Here is a 14664-nt window from a genome sequence, read left to right on the forward strand (position 1 = left end):
CAGGAGAGTCACACCGATGATCGTTACCACCACGCCCACCGTCGAGGGCTACCCCGTCACCCAGTACCTGCGAGTCGTCTGCGGCGAGACGATCGCCGGAGTCAACGCGCTCAAGGACATGGCGGCAGGATTCCGCAACATTGTGGGCGGCCGTTCTCAAACCTATGAGGCCGAGCTCGTCCAGGCCCGGGAGACCGCCCTGGCGGAGATGGTTCAGCGCGCCCAGGAGCTGGGCGCCGAAGGCGTCGTCGGTGTTGACATCGACTATGAGACCCTGGGCTCGGACAACGGCATGCTCATGGTGACGGCAAGCGGAACAGCCGTACGCTTCTCCCCGATCTCCTGAGCAATGATGATCGCCCAGGCCCTCCGGAAGAACTCTTGACTCATCGAATCGACCCGACCGAGAATTTCCCAGTTTTTTTCCAGGATTCTGCCCCTCGTCTTCACAGGGTGGTGGCGTTACATAGTGACCACCGCCGGACAGGGACGGTCTCGAGGGTTGGGGAGCCCAGTGACGGATCGTATTCCTGAGACGGCGTCAGGTCATAGGGAGCCTGGCGTAGTCGTTCCGGCGAAGGAGGAACCGCCTCCTCGGGTGCATGGGACCCCGGGTCGCAGGTGGGACCTCGCGAGGCTTGGGCCCGCGGTTCGGACTTCCGAACCGCGGGCCGAGTCCTTTTTCAACGGCTGCAGGCCAGCGGCACGCACCACACCGGCACCGCCCTCACGCTGACAGCTCCCGGTCACCCGGCAACTCACGCCGCCGTCCGTCCGCGATGTCAGAGACCTCATAGGTGTCACGGATGAAGAAGCGCGCAAGGATAAGGGCATGGCCGATTCAGCACAGCCCACCTTCTCGCGACTGTCCACCGCCCGCGTGACCACGGATCGTCCCGCCCGCTACGGCAAGCAGCTGACCGGCCACATGGGCCGTAAGATCACCACCGCGTGGGACGAGGGCGCCGCCTCCGGCTCCCTGACCTTCGACCGCGAGGGGACCGTCACCGGCGTTGTCGCGCTCTCCTGCCACGACGGCGTCCTCCAGCTCGACCTGTCCACTGACGACGAGCACCTCGAGAGGCTCGAGCACGTCGTCGGCATCCACCTGGCCCGCTTCGGCGCCAAGGAGGGCCTCACCGTGAGCTGGAGCCGTCAGGACGGCACGCCCGGCACCACCCAGGGGCCACTGACCCCGGAGGACCTTGAGCGCATGCGCGCTGAGCGAGAGGCCCGCAAGGCCTCGTCCTGATCGGCTCCCCTCGTCTCTGTCCCGCGCGACTCGGGCCGGTGTCACCGGCCCGAGCCGGCTACGTGGCCGAGGCCTCCTCGGCCACGGGGTCACCCACCCGCAGCATGAGGAGCAGGCCGGTGGCCAGCACGGCGACGATCCCGAGGATCCCCCAGTAGTTGGCCCCCGGCCCGACGACGCGTGTGCCCAGGTAGATGAAGATGCCGTACATCATGGGGGCCATGAAGGAGACCGCCCGCCCGGTGGTCGCGTAGAGGCCGAAGATCTCACCCTCCTGCCCCTCGGGGATGATGCGGGCCAGGAAGGAGCGGGCGGCGGACTGGGCCGGCCCCACACAGGCCGACAGGAGCAGACCCAGCACCCAGAAGGCCACCGTGCCGGCGGAGTGCAGGATGAAGACCAGCAGCCCGGCCACCACCAGGATGATGAGGCTGGCCATGATGACGTTGCGCGGGCCGAAGCGGTCGTCGAGCCGCCCGGCGGCGATCGTGGCGATACCGGCCACGATGTTGGCGACGATGGCGAAGATGATGACGTCGCCCGATGAGAAGCCGAAGGTGTTCTGGGCGATGATGCCGCCGTAGGTGAAGACTCCGGCCAGGCCGTCGCGGAAGACGGCGGCGGCGAGCAGGAACCACAGCAGCCGCGGCTGGAAGTGGTGAAGCTGGAGCAGCGTGCGCCACAGCAGCCTGTAGGAGGTCAGGATCGACTCCTTGTGCTCGACATGGTGGGACACGGCCTCCTCGGGCTCGACCTCCATGCCAGCCCGGTCCCGTCCCGGCTCGGCGGACGCCAGGCCCTCATCCATCTCCTCATCGCGGTCCGTGCGAGAGCGCCCGAGCCTGCGGGAGCGGTTGATGAGGACCGGGAGCGCGGACAGGCCGAACCAGGCCGCGGAGGCCAGCATGGCCACGCGCACCCCCATGCCGCTGCCGGCGGGGAAGGAGATGAGAGGACTCGGCCCGACCAGGGTGACGTAGAGGATGAGCAGCAGGACGATGCCGCCGAGGTACCCCATCCCCCACCCCAGGCCGCTGACGGCGCCGATCCGGTCCTTGGAGGCCAGGTGGTTGAGGATGGCGTTGTAGTTGACGGAGGCCAGCTCGAAGAAGATGTTGCCGATCCCCAGCAGGACGATGCCGAGCCACAGATAGCCGGGCTCCGGCCGCACGAGGAACAGCGCCGCCGAGACCGCCACCACCACGGCGGTGTAGCCCCCGAGCCAGAAGATGGTCCGCCCGGCCCTGTCGGAGCGCTGCCCGGTCACGGGCGCCAGCAGGGCGATGAACAGTCCGGCGACCGCCAGCCCGATCGACAGCGACGACTCGTTGTCCGCCTTGGGCCCGAAGGAGTCGCTGACCAGGTAGACGGTGAAGACGAAGGTGGTGATGACGGCGTTGAAGGCCGCCGATCCCCAGTCCCACAGGCCCCAGGCGATGACGGGCCAGGACAGGAGCCGGGTGCGGGAGCCGGCCTGCGTGGGAGCAGGCGTCACTGTCGTGCTCATGGGAGAGACGATAGAACCATCTGTGCTTGTCACGGTATCGAAAGGGAAACAGAACTCATCGTCAGTTCTCCCCATCCTCAGGAGATCTGTCGCGGTCCTTCGTGGGACCGGCGCTCCAGGAGCAGCTCGGCCAGGGCCAGGTCCATCGGCGTCGTCACCTTCATGGCGCGTTCGTCCCCGGCGACGACGACTACGCGGCCACCGCGGGCCTCGACCAGGCCGGCGTCGTCAGAGGCGGCGAGCGCCTCGTCCCCGGCCCGCTGGGCCCCGGCGCGGTGGGCGGCCACCAGTGCGCCCGTCTCGAAACCCTGCGGGGTCTGGACCGCCCGGAGCCGGGCTCTTCGGGGAGTGCCGACGACGGGCTCGGGCTCGCCGGCCTCACCGGCCTCGACCTCCTTGACGGTGTCGGTCACGGGCAGTGCCGGGACCACGGCCTCGTGCCCGGCGCGCACGGCGGCGATCACCCGCCGCGTCACCTCCGGCGGCGTCAGCGCTCGCGCCGCGTCGTGGACGACGACGACGTCGGCCTGCGGCACCGCGGCCAGGGCCGCCGCGAGCCCCAGGGCCACGGAGGCCTGCCGCGAGTGCGCCGAGCCGGCAACGACCTGGATCCCGGTTCCCGCCCCCCGCGCCTGGATGGGATCCGTCTCCCGGCGCCCGCCTGGCGCACCGTCCGGCAGGTCGTCGGTCAGACCGTCGGTCAGACCGTCGAGCTCAGCGCGGAAGCGCTCGACGTCGTCGGCAGGGGCGGTGACAACGAGGTGGCTGACCTCCCCGGAGGCGATGAGGCCGGTTGCCGCTCGCCGCAGGAGGCTGATGCCGCCGAGAGGGACGAGGGCCTTGGGGACACCGGCCCCCAGGCGGGAGCCGGAGCCCGCCGCGGTGAGAACGGCGACCGCCCCAGCCGGAGCGGACTCGGGCGGGGCGGATGACTGGGATGCAGGAGTGGTGCTCACGAGCAGGACGCTACCGTGCGCGTCACCGCCTGAGCCCGAGCTCCGTGCGGTTCAGGAGGCGAGGACCTCGTCCAGGCGGGACTCGGCCTCCTCCTCCGGGGTCTTCTGGGCCAGGGCCAGCTCGGAGACGAGGATCTGACGGGCCTTGGCCAGCATGCGCTTCTCACCGGCGGACAGGCCCCGGTCCGTGTCACGACGGGAGAGGTCCCGCACCACCTCAGCGACCTTGATGACGTCTCCGGAGGCGATCTTCTCCTGGTTGGCCTTGAACCGGCGAGACCAGTTCGTGGGCTCCTCGGTCAACGGTGCTCGCAGCACCTCGAAAACTCTTTCCAGCCCGGTCTCGTCAACGACGTCGCGGACGCCGATGAGCTCGACGCTTTCGGCGGGGACCAGGATGGTCAGGTCACCCTGAGCCACCTCGAGCTGCAGGTATGTCTTCTCCTCACCGCGTACCTTGCGCTGCCGGATATCAATGATCCGGGCGGCCCCGTGGTGCGGGTAGACGACAGTCTCACCGACTTCATAGGTCATAAGGATGACTCTCCAGACTGGTTTGCGGGCCTCTAGTTTATCAGGTCATTCCGCGAAAAGATCGGGGACGTATCTCACAGGGGTCACGGCGGTCACGGTTCAAATCAGGGCGGGAATGCGAGGGCCCCGGAAAGAGGGTTCAGCGCTCCGAGCCGCTGTCGAGTCGATAGCCAAGGCCTCTGACCGTGGTGATGAGAACCGGTTTGGAGGCGTCGGCCTCAATCCTGCCCCGCAGTCGTTTGACGTGGACGTCCAGGGTTTTGGTGTCCCCCTCGTAATCAGGTCCCCAGAGGCGCTCGATGATCTGGCTGCGGGTGAGAACACGTCCGGGATGCCTCAGAAACAGCTCCAGGAGATCGAACTCCCGCAGCGGCATGGCCACGGGCTCGCCGTCGACCCTGACCTCGTGGCGCTCCACGTCCATCCGCACCCGGCCGGCAGCCAGAACCTGCTCGGGCTCTACGGGGACCGCCCGACTACGGCGCAGAACGGCCTTGAGGCGGGCCAGAAGCTCCCGGTAGGAGTAGGGCTTGGTGACGTAGTCGTCGGCGCCGATCTCCAGGCCGACGATCTTGTCCAGCTCGGTGTCCTTGGCGCTGAGCATGATGACCGGCACGGAGGAGGACCGCCGGATACGGGTGCACACCTCGGTCCCGTCCAGGCGCGGCAGCATGAGATCCAGCAGGACCAGGTCGATGGGCCCCACGCCGCCGGGTCGTCGGGAGGACTCGAAGATCTCGACGGCGCGCTGGCCGTCCTCGGCCTCGACCACCTCGAAGCCGTCGCGCCGCAGGCCGAAGGCGAGCGGGTCGCGGAAGTTCTCCTCGTCCTCGACCAGGAGGATGCGGGTCGGGCCGACCGGCGACGTCGGCGACGCCGGCGGCGACATCGACGATGCCGGTGACGCCACGGTCCGCGCCGCGGCCTGTCCCACGGCCGGCGCTGCGGAGGCCGTAGAGGACACAGAGGATGCGGAGGACGCGGAGGACTCTGCCGGGCTCACGACGCACTCCTTGACGACCGATCTGAAGGCCGCCCTGGAGAGGGCTCCGGCGACTGGCCGGCTGCGTCGTCGATCGGATCGCCCTCGACCGGATCCTCCTCAGCGGGACCTTCCGCACCGGGCTCGTTGTGGACCGGCTCCCCCTCGGGCAGGCGCGGGAGCACGAGGGTGAAGGTGGATCCCCGTCCCGGGGCGGACCACAGCTCGACGGTGCCGCCGTGGTCGGCGGCCACGTGCTTGACGATGCTCAGCCCCAGGCCGGTGCCGCCGGTGGCGCGCGAGCGGGCCTTGTCGACTCGGTAGAAGCGCTCGAAGACGCGCTCCTGCTCCTCCTTGGGGATGCCGATCCCCTGGTCGACGACGGCGATGCGCACGATCTCGGGGTCCTGCGGGTCCTGCGAGACGCCCACCGACACCCGGGTGCGGGGCTCGGAGTAGCGGATGGCGTTGTCCAGCAGGTTGCGCACGGCGGTGGTGATGAGGGCGGCGTCGCCGCGCACCCGCAGCCCCTTGGTGCCTCCGGCCACGAGGGTGATCTGGCGGCCGTCGGCCTCGACGCGAACCCGGTCCACGGCCTCGGCGACAACCTCGTCGATGTCGACGACCTCGGGCTCGGCCAGGGCGTCGCCCTCCTGGAGCCGGGTGAGCTCGATGATCTCCTGGACCAGGACACCCAGCCGGCGGGCCTCCTTGCGCATGCGCCCGGAGTAGTCGCGCACGAAGTCGGGGTCGTCGGCGCCGGCCTCGACGGTCTCGGCCAGCAGCTGGATCGCGCCGACCGGGGTCTTGAGCTCGTGGGAGACGTTGGCGACGAAGTCGCGGCGCATGGCCTCCACCCGGCGGGCCGCGGTGTGGTCCTCGATGAGGATGAGGACGCGTCCCTGCCCGATGCCGGCCACGCGCACCTGCAGATGGAACTGGCCGGCCCCCGGGACCCTCCCCCGGGCCACGGTGACGGCGGCGTCCTGAGCCCGGCCCGAGGTTCGGACCCGCCTGACCATCTCCGCCACGGTCGGCTCGACGACGGCGTCGTCGCGCACGATGTTGAAGGTGTAGGCCGACGCCGAGGCGCGCAGGACCTCGTCGTCGTCATCGAGGACGACGACCGTCGAGCGCAGCGCGGCCAGGACCGGGACGGTCGTGTCGGTCCCGGCCAGGCCGGCGAGGTCGGCGGCGCTCGTGGCCGCCTCGCGCCTGCGACGGGACAGCACGACGCCGATCCCCGCCCCCAGGCACACGAGACCCACGGCGGCGGCAGCAAGGAGAATGGTGACGGTTGGACCCACGTTTCTAGGGTAGTTGAGACCCGACGGCGCTTTCCGGCCGGATCCGCCCCTGGGCGTGCCGCTTGCGGCGACGTCACAGGGCTGCTGTGCTTGGGACCGGTATCCACCGATATCCTTTGGCAGCACCCTCGGCGGCAGCGCTGAGCGGCGCCGTCGAGCCGCATCATCGACATCACCGACCGGCACGAGTCATCGGCCCCCGCCCGGAACAGGAGCAGCCTCATGCGCGCCATCTTCAATCAGGAGCTCAAGCAGCTGGGCTCCGACCTCGAGTCCATGGCCAACCAGGTCGCCACCGCGATCGAGCGGGCCGCGGAGTCCCTGCGCCAGGGGGACATCGTCATCGCCGAGCAGGTGATCGACGCCGACGAGCGCATCAATGACCTCCAGCGGGACATCGACGACCTGTGCGTCATGCTGCTGGCCCGTCAGCAGCCGGTGGCCGGGGACCTGCGCAACGTCCTGTCCGCGCTGCGCATGGCCCAGACTCTGGAGCGCCAGGGCGACCTGGCTCGTCACGTGGCGGCCATCGCCCGGGGCCGCTACCCCGAGCCGCCGCTGCCCGAGCCGGTCCTGGGGCTCATCCTCCAGATGGCGGACCTGGCGGTGCGCGCGGGCAAGGACGTCGCCCGGCTCATCTCGACGCGGGACCTGGAGCTGGCCGCCGTCATCCAGTCCAACGACGCCGAGCTCGACGCCCTGCACCGGCGCTCCTTCCAGATGATCCTGGACCCGGCCCACGACCTGAGCCGCCAGCAGGTCATCGACGCCGTCCTCATGGGGCGGTTCCTGGAGCGCTTCGGCGACCACTCGACGTCGGTGGCCAGCCGCGTGGCCTACCTCGTCTCGGGGGCCTCCATGCCGGAGACCCACGACGCCGAGGACGCCGACGCGCTCCACTGAGCGATCCGCGCCAACGAGACGGGCGGCGTCGAACCTTTCTCAGGTTCGACGCCGCCCGCGTCCTTGAGGGGAAGCGGAGAGCCGGTGGGCTCACTTGCCCTGGTTGGCCACCGCCGCGATCTTGGCCTCGGCCTCGGGGTCGAGGTAGCGGCCGCCCTTCTTGAGGGGCTTGAGGGTCTCCTCGTCGAGCTCGTAGACCAGCGGGATCCCGGTGGGGATGTTGACGCCGGCGATGTCGTCGTCGGAGATGTCGTCGAGGTGCTTGACGATGGCGCGCAGCGAGTTGCCGTGGGCGGCGATCATGACGGTCTTGCCGGTCTTGATCTCCGGGACGATGGTGCCCTCCCAGTAGGGCAGGAGACGCTCGAGGACGTCCTTGAGGCACTCGGTGGCCGGAATGGGCTCGCCGGCGTAGCGGGGGTCGGTGTCCTGGGAGAACTCGGAGCCGGGCTCGATGGCGGGCGGCGGCACGTCGTAGGAGCGGCGCCACTGCATGAACTGCTCCTCCCCGTACTCGTCGCGGATCTCCTTCTTGTTCTTGCCCTGCAGGGCGCCGTAGTGGCGCTCGTTGAGGCGCCAGTCGCGCTCCACCGGGATCCAGTGACGGTCGGCGGCGTCCAGGGACAGGTTGGCGGTCATGATGGCGCGGCGCAGCATCGAGGTGAAGAGCTTCTCGGGGAGGACACCGGCCTCCTTGAGGAGCTCGCCGCCGTGGACGGCCTCGGCGCGGCCCTTGTCTGACAGCGGGACGTCGACCCAGCCGGTGAAGAGGTTCTTCGCGTTCCATTCGCTCTCGCCGTGGCGGAGCAGTACGAGGGTGTAAGCCATGGCTCTATCCTGCCAGGATCCCCGGCACGGCGCGAGGCCCTGGGGTCCTAGAGCCGGTCGCGAAAGCACGATGAGGCGTCCGCGTGTTCGTAGGGTAGGTCGCGCGGTCGTGCCCTCTACCCCCTCGAACGCGAGCCCTAAGGTACGACCGCGACGGGTCACGTGCCTTGCCGCAGCCCCACATGTCGCAACACGACCTAGGACGTCGCTGGGGCCGCGCCCTCGTTCTCCCGCACCTACTCCACGGGCTCCGGGTCGTACTGGCCGGGAGCCGACCGCACTGCACGAGGTCCGGACCCTCGTGGAGTGCGGTCGCACCTCCCCCAGCAGCACCCCGACCACGTGCAGTAACCCTGCGCGGTACAGACCCCTGGATCGACCGCTCAGCCGCAGCCCCCAACAGACTTTCATAACAGGCGCTAGAGCCTGTTGTGCGGGCCGGCTGTACAGGCCGGCGCGGCGAGACGTCGGAACCCGCGATCGCGCCCGGCGGCCACCCGCTGCCGCTCAGGCTCAGGTCTCTCAGCGGCAGCCCCGACGACGAGAGGTCACCCGCGGACAGGTCCCGCCCTCACGCCACTGACATGAAGGCCATATTCACGTATTGAAAACACGGCGGCCCTGGTAATGCGCCGGAGCGCGTAACCAGGGCCACGGTGCGAGGTGGCAATAAGCTCGAGGTTAGCTCGATGCAGGGTGCCGACTCACATGAGCCCGCCGCACCCGCGCACTCTCAGTTGCTGGGGTTGACCTCGTAGTAGGCCTTGCGCACCTCGGCGGAGACACGACCGCGATCAGAAACCTCCAGGCCCTGCTCACGGGCCCATTCGCGAATCTTCTGAGTGTCGGAAGGACCGCTGGAACGACGGCGACCGGAACTACGGCGGCCGCCGGTACGACGAGCCTTTCCGACCCATTCCTCCAGGGACTCACGAAGAGCCGCTGCGTGCTCATCGTTCAGGTCGATCTCGTAGGTCACGCCATCAAGGGCGAAGGTAACGGTCTGGTTGGCCTCGGACCCGTCGACATCGTCGACGAGGATGACCTGAGTCTTCTGTGCCATGATTCCTCATTCTGACTGGGGGAGCGGGCCTAAGCATGTATCCCGCTGCGGACAACGTTAGATTAAACAATAGTCGCCCTCAATGCAACACAACTTTTCGCCAGCTGCATTACTGATCGCACTCACCGTCCTAAACCCGCGGCGCCCCGCGCCGGCATACCGCCCCATGCAGCCCGGCCTCGGGGAGGAAAACTGTGAAAGCCCTGATGCCTCCTTTGGAGATCTCCACGAGACACGGCTGGACAAACCACGCCCGTCAGGCGCGTCCTTCCAGTCGACTAGAGGTATCCGCAGACCGGTCGAGCCGCGATAGAACGCCTCCCAGAGGGCTCTCAGAGAGCAGTGGAGGATTCTCTCAGCCGGAAGAGATCAACGACCACCACCGACACCGCGCCCTCATCCCAGGAAGCACCGTCGGGCCAGTAAAATCCCACCCTCTCCGACGTCCGGCATCACCCCAATCGCTCAACGTTGAGCATTTGGGGCACACACCCCTTCCAGAAAGCAGCGCCGCGGGAGGGCGGACACGGAGGGAGAGATGTGTCAGAACGCACACCCAACAAGATGCCGGCCAACGCGAAAGCCCCGGGAGACAAGTGCTCCCGGGGCCGATCGAGCCGCCTGTGGGAATCGAACCCACGACCTATTCATTACGAGTGAATCGCTCTGCCGACTGAGCTAAGGCGGCGCTCTGACGTAAGCAGCAGAGCCGAAGATACCGTTCCCGCACCCGCCACCGCAATCCAGCACAACACCGTCGGCCGTGTTCCTCGACACAGTGAACCGGCCCTCGCACGCCGACGGGACCTCAGCTCAACACATACCCCTGCACCCGGATCTTCCGGATCCGCACTGGAGTATGAGGGGAGCAGCGCGCATCCTAGAGATAAGTGCTTACCGGCATCGGCGTCGGCACCACCTGCGCCGCCTCCGCCGGACCCCGGTATTCTCCGCACGTCATTCAACAGGTCTCCCTCCCGTAAGGATCCCCATGGCCGAGTCTTCGTCCAGGTCTTCGTCCAGCTCCTCCTCCGCCCGCCCGTCACCCCAACCGGATTCATCTCGTCCTCCCGCCGGCTCACTCCAGGGCGAACTCGTCCAGGACCGCGGCGACGCGGGCTACAACAAGTCACTGAAGAACCGCCACCTGCAGATGATCGCCATTGGCGGCTCCATCGGCACCGGTCTTTTCATGGGGGCCGGCGGTCGCCTCAAGGAAGGTGGGGCCGGCCTGATGTTCGCCTACGCCATCTGCGGCGTCTTCGCGTTTCTCATGGTTCGCGCACTGGGCGAGCTCGCCATCCGCAGGCCCTCCTCAGGCGCATTCGTCTCCTATGCCCGTGAGTTCCTCGGGGAGAAGGGCGCCTATATCACTGGATGGTTCTTCTTCCTGGACTGGTCGGTGACGGTCATGGCCGACATCACGGCCGTGGCGCTCTACCTCCACTACTGGAAAGATCTACGGATCGTGCCGCAGTGGGTCTTCGCACTCGTGGCCCTCGTCCTGGTCTTCATCCTCAACATGCTCAACGTCAAGATGTTCGGGGAGGCCGAGTTCTGGTTCGCGCTCATCAAGGTCGCCGCCATCGTGTCCTTCATGGTGGCCGCCGTCGTCGCCATTATTCTCGGGCTTCACACCGGTACGGCCTCCAACGGGGAGGCGATCACCGCGGGCACTCACAATATTCTGGGAAACGGGGGCTTCTTCCCCGAAGGATTCCCGATCGTCTTCGCGCTCACTCTCGGCGTGGTCTTCGCCTTCGGCGGCACGGAGATGGTGGGAGTGGCCGCCGGTGAGGCGAAGGATGCCGAGAAGATCCTGCCCCGAGCGATCAACTCGATGATTCTGCGCATCTTCGTCTTCTACGTCGGCTCGGTCATGCTGCTGGCCCTGGTTCTGCCCTACACCTCCTACTCGAAGACCGAGTCGCCCTTCGTCACCTTCTTCTCCGGTATCGGCGTGCCCTACGCCGGCGACATCATCCAGGTCGTGGTGCTCACCGCCGCGCTGTCCTCCCTCAACGCCGGCCTGTACGCGACCGGCCGCACCCTGCGCTCCATGGCGGTGGCCGGGGAGGCCCCGCGGGTCGCCGCCGGGCTCAACAAGCACCAGGTTCCCGCCGGGGGCATCATCATCACCTCCGCCCTGGGCCTGCTCGGCGTCGTCCTCAACGCCTACCTGCCCGGCGACGCCTTCGACATCGTCATGAACCTGGCCGGTATCGGCATCGCCGGAACCTGGGGCGCCATCCTCGTCACCCACCTCGCCTTCCTCCGACAGGTGCGTGACGGCAGGGAGGTGCGCCCGGCCTACCGGATGCCCGGGGCCCCCTGGACCAACTACGCCGCCCTGGCCTTCTTCACCGTCGTTGTCGCCTCCAACCTCGCCGATCCGGCCGGACGGTGGACTCTGGCGCTGTTCGCCGTCGTCGTCGCCATGATGGTGGCAGGCTGGTACGCAGTGCGGGGGCGGATCCGGGGAGACCTCCTCGAGGAGGTCCTCGCCGACGAGGTGGACGGGTCCGCGTCCGCCTCACCGCACGACGCCTGACCGGCAGGAGCCGACCCATGCACGTTCACATCACCTACACCGGGGGCACCATCGGGATGGTGGACTCCCCCCACGGCCTCGTTCCCGGCGCCGACCTGGAGGGCTGGCTCAGCTCCCTGCTGGAGGGCACGCCCCTGGCGCACGCGGTGACGGTGACCTCCCTGGAGCCGCTCATCGACTCCTCGAACGCCACCCCGCTGTCCTGGCAGGCGATCGTGGACGATCTGCGCGCTCATGCCGCGGCCGACCCGGAGGCCGCCTTCGTGGTCCTGCACGGGACCGACACGATGGCGTACACGAGCGCCGCCCTGTCCTACGCGCTGACGGACCTGCCCACGCCCGTCGTCGTCACCGGCTCCCAGCTCCCGCTCGGGGTCCTGGGCTCCGACGCCGCAGCGAATGTCACCGGCGCGCTCAAGGCCGCCACCTCCGGGCGCATCGGCGGGGTCTCCTTGTTCTTCGGTCACCGGCTCCTGGCCGGGAACCGGGCGACGAAGTCCTCCTCGTGGGCCTTCACCGGGTTCGAGTCGCCCAATGCCGCCCCGCTGGCCACCACCGGCGCCCCGTGGCAGTGGGCGGCGGCGACGTCTGCAGGGGCCGGCTGGAGGGGCGCCGCCCCCTATGCGCGTCACGACGTCGTCGTCATCGACCTGGCCCCGGGTATCACCGCGACGCGGCTGGAGGCCCTGCTGACGCCGCTGCCCGAGGCGGTGGTCCTGCGGGCCTTCGGGGTCGGCAACCTCCCCTCCCAGGAGCCGGGGCTGACCGATGTCATCGAGCGGGTGATCGCCGCCGGGACGGCCGTCATCGTCACCTCCCAGTGCCACGAGTCCGAGGTCCTTCTGGGGCACTACGAGGCCGGGGACGCGCTCGCCCGCAGCGGTGCCGTCGGCAGCCGCGACATGACCCTGGAGGCCGCCTACGCCAAGGTGCAGTTCCTGCTCTCGCAGGGGTTGCGTGGAGGCGAGCTGACCCGTTGGATGGAGCGCTCCATCGCCGGCGAGCTGAGCGAGTAGGCGCCCCGCTACCGGAGCCGGCTCCTTCCCGCAAAGGCGCCCCGCAGAGATCGGCCCCGGACGGCTTCACGAGCCGTCCGGGGCCGATCTCATCCCTGGCGGGTACCGCGGCAGGACGCGCCGTGGACCGGCGCACCGGTCAGCAGGTCAGTCCCTTGTCGGGCATCGTCCCGTTGAGCAGGTAGGTGTCGACGGCGTTCTTGACGCAGTCGTTGGAGCGGCCGTAGGCGGTGTGCCCGTTGCCCTTCCAGGTCAGGAGCTGGCCGGAGTCGAGCTGCTCGGCCAGGGCCTCGGACCAGGCGTAGGGGGTGGCCGGGTCACCGGTGGTCCCCACCACGAGGATCGGCGGGGCGCCGGAGGCCGTGATCTTCTCACGCTTGCGGCTCGACTCGTGCCCCCAGCCCTGACAGTAGGCGTCGGGGTAGAGCAGCTGCGAGCTGAAGGTGGGCGAGGCCTCCTTGATGGTGGTGGCGTCCTGCTCCCAGGAGGCATCGTCTCCCTGGACCGGGAAGTCCAGGCAGTTGACCGCCATGAGGGCCTCAGCGGCGTTGCCGGAGTAGCTGCCGTCGCTCTGCCGGTAGGAGATGGCGTCGGCGATCGTGAGCAGCCCGCTTCCGTCCGGCTCCCCCATGTTGCCCATCGCCTGCCCCAGGGCCAGGTTGAGAGACGGCCACAGGCTGGTCTGGTACATCGAGCCCAGGACTCCGTAGAGGGCCAAGTCGTAGGTCAGCGGCCGCTGGTCGTCGGAGGTCGGGATCGGTGAGGTCTTCGTGGACTCCAGGAGCTCGCGGATCTGGGAGACCCCGGAGTCGACGTCTCCGCTCAGGGGGCAGCCCACCTTGGAGCTCTGGCAGCTCTCCACATAGGCCCGCAGCGAGGCCTCGAAGCCCTGGGCCTGGCCCAGGGCCAGGTCCTCCGCGCTCAACGAGGGGTCGACGGCGCCGTCGAGGACCATGCGGCCGGTACTGGCCGGGAAGAGCTCAGCGTAGGTCGCGCCCAGGTAGGTGCCGTAGGAGAAGCCCAGGTAGGTGAGGACCTGCTGGCCGTCGACGGCACGCAGGATGTCGAGGTCCCGGGCCGCGCTGATGGTGTCGATGTGGTCCAGGAGCCCCGGGGTGCTGGTCTTCGACTCGCAGGCCGTGTTCATCTTCTGGGCCCGCTCAATGGTCGCGGTCGCCGACGGCGTCGCCGGGTCGTTGGCGCCGGCCCGCTCGGCGTCGAGCTCGGCGTCGGTCAGGCAGTCGATCGCCGTCGAGGACCCCACGCCCCGCGGGTCGAACCCGACGACGTCGTAGGAGCCCAGCAGGTTCTTGGAGAAGTAGGATCCGACGCTCTCGACCAGGTCGACGCCCGACCCTCCGGGGCCGCCCGGGTTGATGAACAGGGAACCGACCGAGTCCTCGTTCGCGGCCCGCTTCTTCACCGCGATCTCGATCGTCTCACCACCGGGGTTGTCGTAGTCCAGCGGCACCTTGATCCTGGCGCAGGTGAAGCCGGTGTCCTCCCCGGACTTCGCCTGGTCCATGCCCTTCTTGGCGCAGTTGTACCAGGAGACCTTCTGGGTGTAGAAGCTCTCCAGCCCTGCCGGGACCGTTGCCGAGGCCGACGCCGTGGCCGGCGAGGCCTTGATATCCGAGCCGCCCTGGCAGGCCGTCAGGCCGCTGCACACCAGGAGCGCGGCGATCGCCGCGACGAGGCGCTTGGTACGGGGCCGATGAGAAGTCTCAGTCATCACGGAATGAACCCTATGATGCCAAGTCGTCAG

General features: G+C 68.6%; 13 protein-coding genes and 1 tRNA gene. 5 read left to right on the plus strand and 9 right to left on the minus strand.

Annotation, left to right across the window (positions count from 1 at the left end):
* The first annotated feature begins 16 nt into the window (after positions 1-16).
* Both EL340_RS09535 and EL340_RS09540 read left to right on the plus strand, forming a co-directional pair.
* Complete coding sequence (locus EL340_RS09535) at positions 17-346, plus strand: heavy metal-binding domain-containing protein (RefSeq protein WP_126414394.1); 330 nt, start codon at positions 17-19, stop codon at positions 344-346.
* A gap of 486 nt (positions 347-832) precedes the next feature.
* Positions 833-1252, plus strand: coding sequence for a DUF2218 domain-containing protein (locus EL340_RS09540; protein ID WP_126414395.1), 420 nt, complete (start codon positions 833-835; stop codon positions 1250-1252).
* Positions 1253-1310: 58 nt separating this feature from the next.
* Here EL340_RS09540 and EL340_RS09545 read toward each other — a convergent pair whose 3' ends face one another.
* From EL340_RS09545 to EL340_RS09565, 5 genes are all read right to left on the minus strand, one after another.
* Positions 1311-2759, minus strand: a complete 1449-nt coding sequence (locus tag EL340_RS09545; protein WP_126414396.1) for an MFS transporter — start codon at positions 2757-2759, stop codon at positions 1311-1313.
* Between the two features lie 77 nt (positions 2760-2836).
* Entirely contained in the window at positions 2837-3715 is an 879-nt protein-coding gene (locus EL340_RS09550) for an IspD/TarI family cytidylyltransferase (RefSeq protein ID WP_126414397.1), read from the minus strand.
* 51 nt (positions 3716-3766) lie between these two features.
* Entirely contained in the window at positions 3767-4249 is a 483-nt protein-coding gene (locus EL340_RS09555; protein WP_126414398.1) for a CarD family transcriptional regulator, read from the minus strand.
* A gap of 139 nt (positions 4250-4388) precedes the next feature.
* Complete coding sequence (locus tag EL340_RS09560) at positions 4389-5138, minus strand: response regulator transcription factor (protein WP_126415420.1); 750 nt, start codon at positions 5136-5138, stop codon at positions 4389-4391.
* A 110-nt stretch (positions 5139-5248) separates the two neighbouring features.
* Positions 5249-6538: a sensor histidine kinase gene (locus EL340_RS09565; RefSeq protein ID WP_126414399.1), complete on the minus strand. Its 1290-nt coding sequence runs from the start codon at positions 6536-6538 to the stop codon at positions 5249-5251.
* 222 nt (positions 6539-6760) lie between these two features.
* Here EL340_RS09565 and phoU point away from each other — a divergent pair, with 222 nt between their 5' ends.
* Positions 6761-7441, plus strand: coding sequence for a phosphate signaling complex protein PhoU (gene phoU, locus EL340_RS09570; protein WP_126414400.1), 681 nt, complete (start codon positions 6761-6763; stop codon positions 7439-7441).
* 90 nt (positions 7442-7531) lie between these two features.
* On the opposite strand, the gene EL340_RS09575 is transcribed toward phoU, so the two are convergent.
* The 3 genes from EL340_RS09575 to EL340_RS09585 form a co-directional block, all read right to left on the minus strand.
* Positions 7532-8269, minus strand: coding sequence for a phosphoglyceromutase (locus EL340_RS09575; protein ID WP_009746805.1), 738 nt, complete (start codon positions 8267-8269; stop codon positions 7532-7534).
* A 733-nt stretch (positions 8270-9002) separates the two neighbouring features.
* Positions 9003-9332: a histone-like nucleoid-structuring protein Lsr2 gene (locus EL340_RS09580; RefSeq protein ID WP_009746806.1), complete on the minus strand. Its 330-nt coding sequence runs from the start codon at positions 9330-9332 to the stop codon at positions 9003-9005.
* Between the two features lie 615 nt (positions 9333-9947).
* Positions 9948-10020: transfer RNA gene (locus tag EL340_RS09585), tRNA-Thr, on the minus strand.
* 465 nt (positions 10021-10485) lie between these two features.
* On the opposite strand from EL340_RS09585, the gene EL340_RS09590 reads away from it, so the two are divergent.
* Both EL340_RS09590 and EL340_RS09595 read left to right on the plus strand, forming a co-directional pair.
* On the plus strand, positions 10486-11883 hold the full coding sequence (locus EL340_RS09590) for an amino acid permease (protein WP_126415421.1): 1398 nt from the start codon (positions 10486-10488) through the stop codon (positions 11881-11883).
* 17 nt (positions 11884-11900) lie between these two features.
* Positions 11901-12899 carry an asparaginase gene (locus EL340_RS09595; protein WP_126414401.1) on the plus strand — a complete coding sequence of 333 codons (999 nt, stop codon included), beginning with the start codon at positions 11901-11903 and terminating at the stop codon, positions 12897-12899.
* Positions 12900-13038: 139 nt separating this feature from the next.
* Here the strand turns inward: EL340_RS09595 and EL340_RS09600 are convergent, their stop codons facing one another.
* Positions 13039-14631 carry an alpha/beta hydrolase gene (locus EL340_RS09600; RefSeq protein ID WP_126415422.1) on the minus strand — a complete coding sequence of 531 codons (1593 nt, stop codon included), beginning with the start codon at positions 14629-14631 and terminating at the stop codon, positions 13039-13041.
* Positions 14632-14664 lie beyond the last annotated feature (33 nt).

Source organism: Actinomyces viscosus (assembly GCF_900637975.1).
GTDB classification, from domain to species: domain Bacteria; phylum Actinomycetota; class Actinomycetes; order Actinomycetales; family Actinomycetaceae; genus Actinomyces; species Actinomyces viscosus.

Excerpts from the sequence above, each read along its gene's own strand:
- EL340_RS09535 (WP_126414394.1), top strand. The coding sequence starts at position 17 with ATGATCGTTACCACCACGCCCACCGTCGAGGGCTACCCCGTCACCCAG.
- EL340_RS09540 (WP_126414395.1), top strand. The coding sequence starts at position 833 with ATGGCCGATTCAGCACAGCCCACCTTCTCGCGACTGTCCACCGCCCGC.
- EL340_RS09545 (WP_126414396.1), bottom strand. The coding sequence starts at position 2,759 with ATGAGCACGACAGTGACGCCTGCTCCCACGCAGGCCGGCTCCCGCACC.
- EL340_RS09555 (WP_126414398.1), bottom strand. The coding sequence starts at position 4,249 with ATGACCTATGAAGTCGGTGAGACTGTCGTCTACCCGCACCACGGGGCC.
- EL340_RS09560 (WP_126415420.1), bottom strand. The coding sequence starts at position 5,138 with ATGTCGCCGCCGGCGTCGCCGACGTCGCCGGTCGGCCCGACCCGCATC.
- phoU (WP_126414400.1), top strand. The coding sequence starts at position 6,761 with ATGCGCGCCATCTTCAATCAGGAGCTCAAGCAGCTGGGCTCCGACCTC.
- EL340_RS09575 (WP_009746805.1), bottom strand. The coding sequence starts at position 8,269 with ATGGCTTACACCCTCGTACTGCTCCGCCACGGCGAGAGCGAATGGAAC.
- EL340_RS09580 (WP_009746806.1), bottom strand. The coding sequence starts at position 9,332 with ATGGCACAGAAGACTCAGGTCATCCTCGTCGACGATGTCGACGGGTCC.
- EL340_RS09590 (WP_126415421.1), top strand. The coding sequence starts at position 10,486 with ATGATCGCCATTGGCGGCTCCATCGGCACCGGTCTTTTCATGGGGGCC.
- EL340_RS09595 (WP_126414401.1), top strand. The coding sequence starts at position 11,901 with ATGCACGTTCACATCACCTACACCGGGGGCACCATCGGGATGGTGGAC.
- EL340_RS09600 (WP_126415422.1), bottom strand. The coding sequence starts at position 14,631 with ATGACTGAGACTTCTCATCGGCCCCGTACCAAGCGCCTCGTCGCGGCG.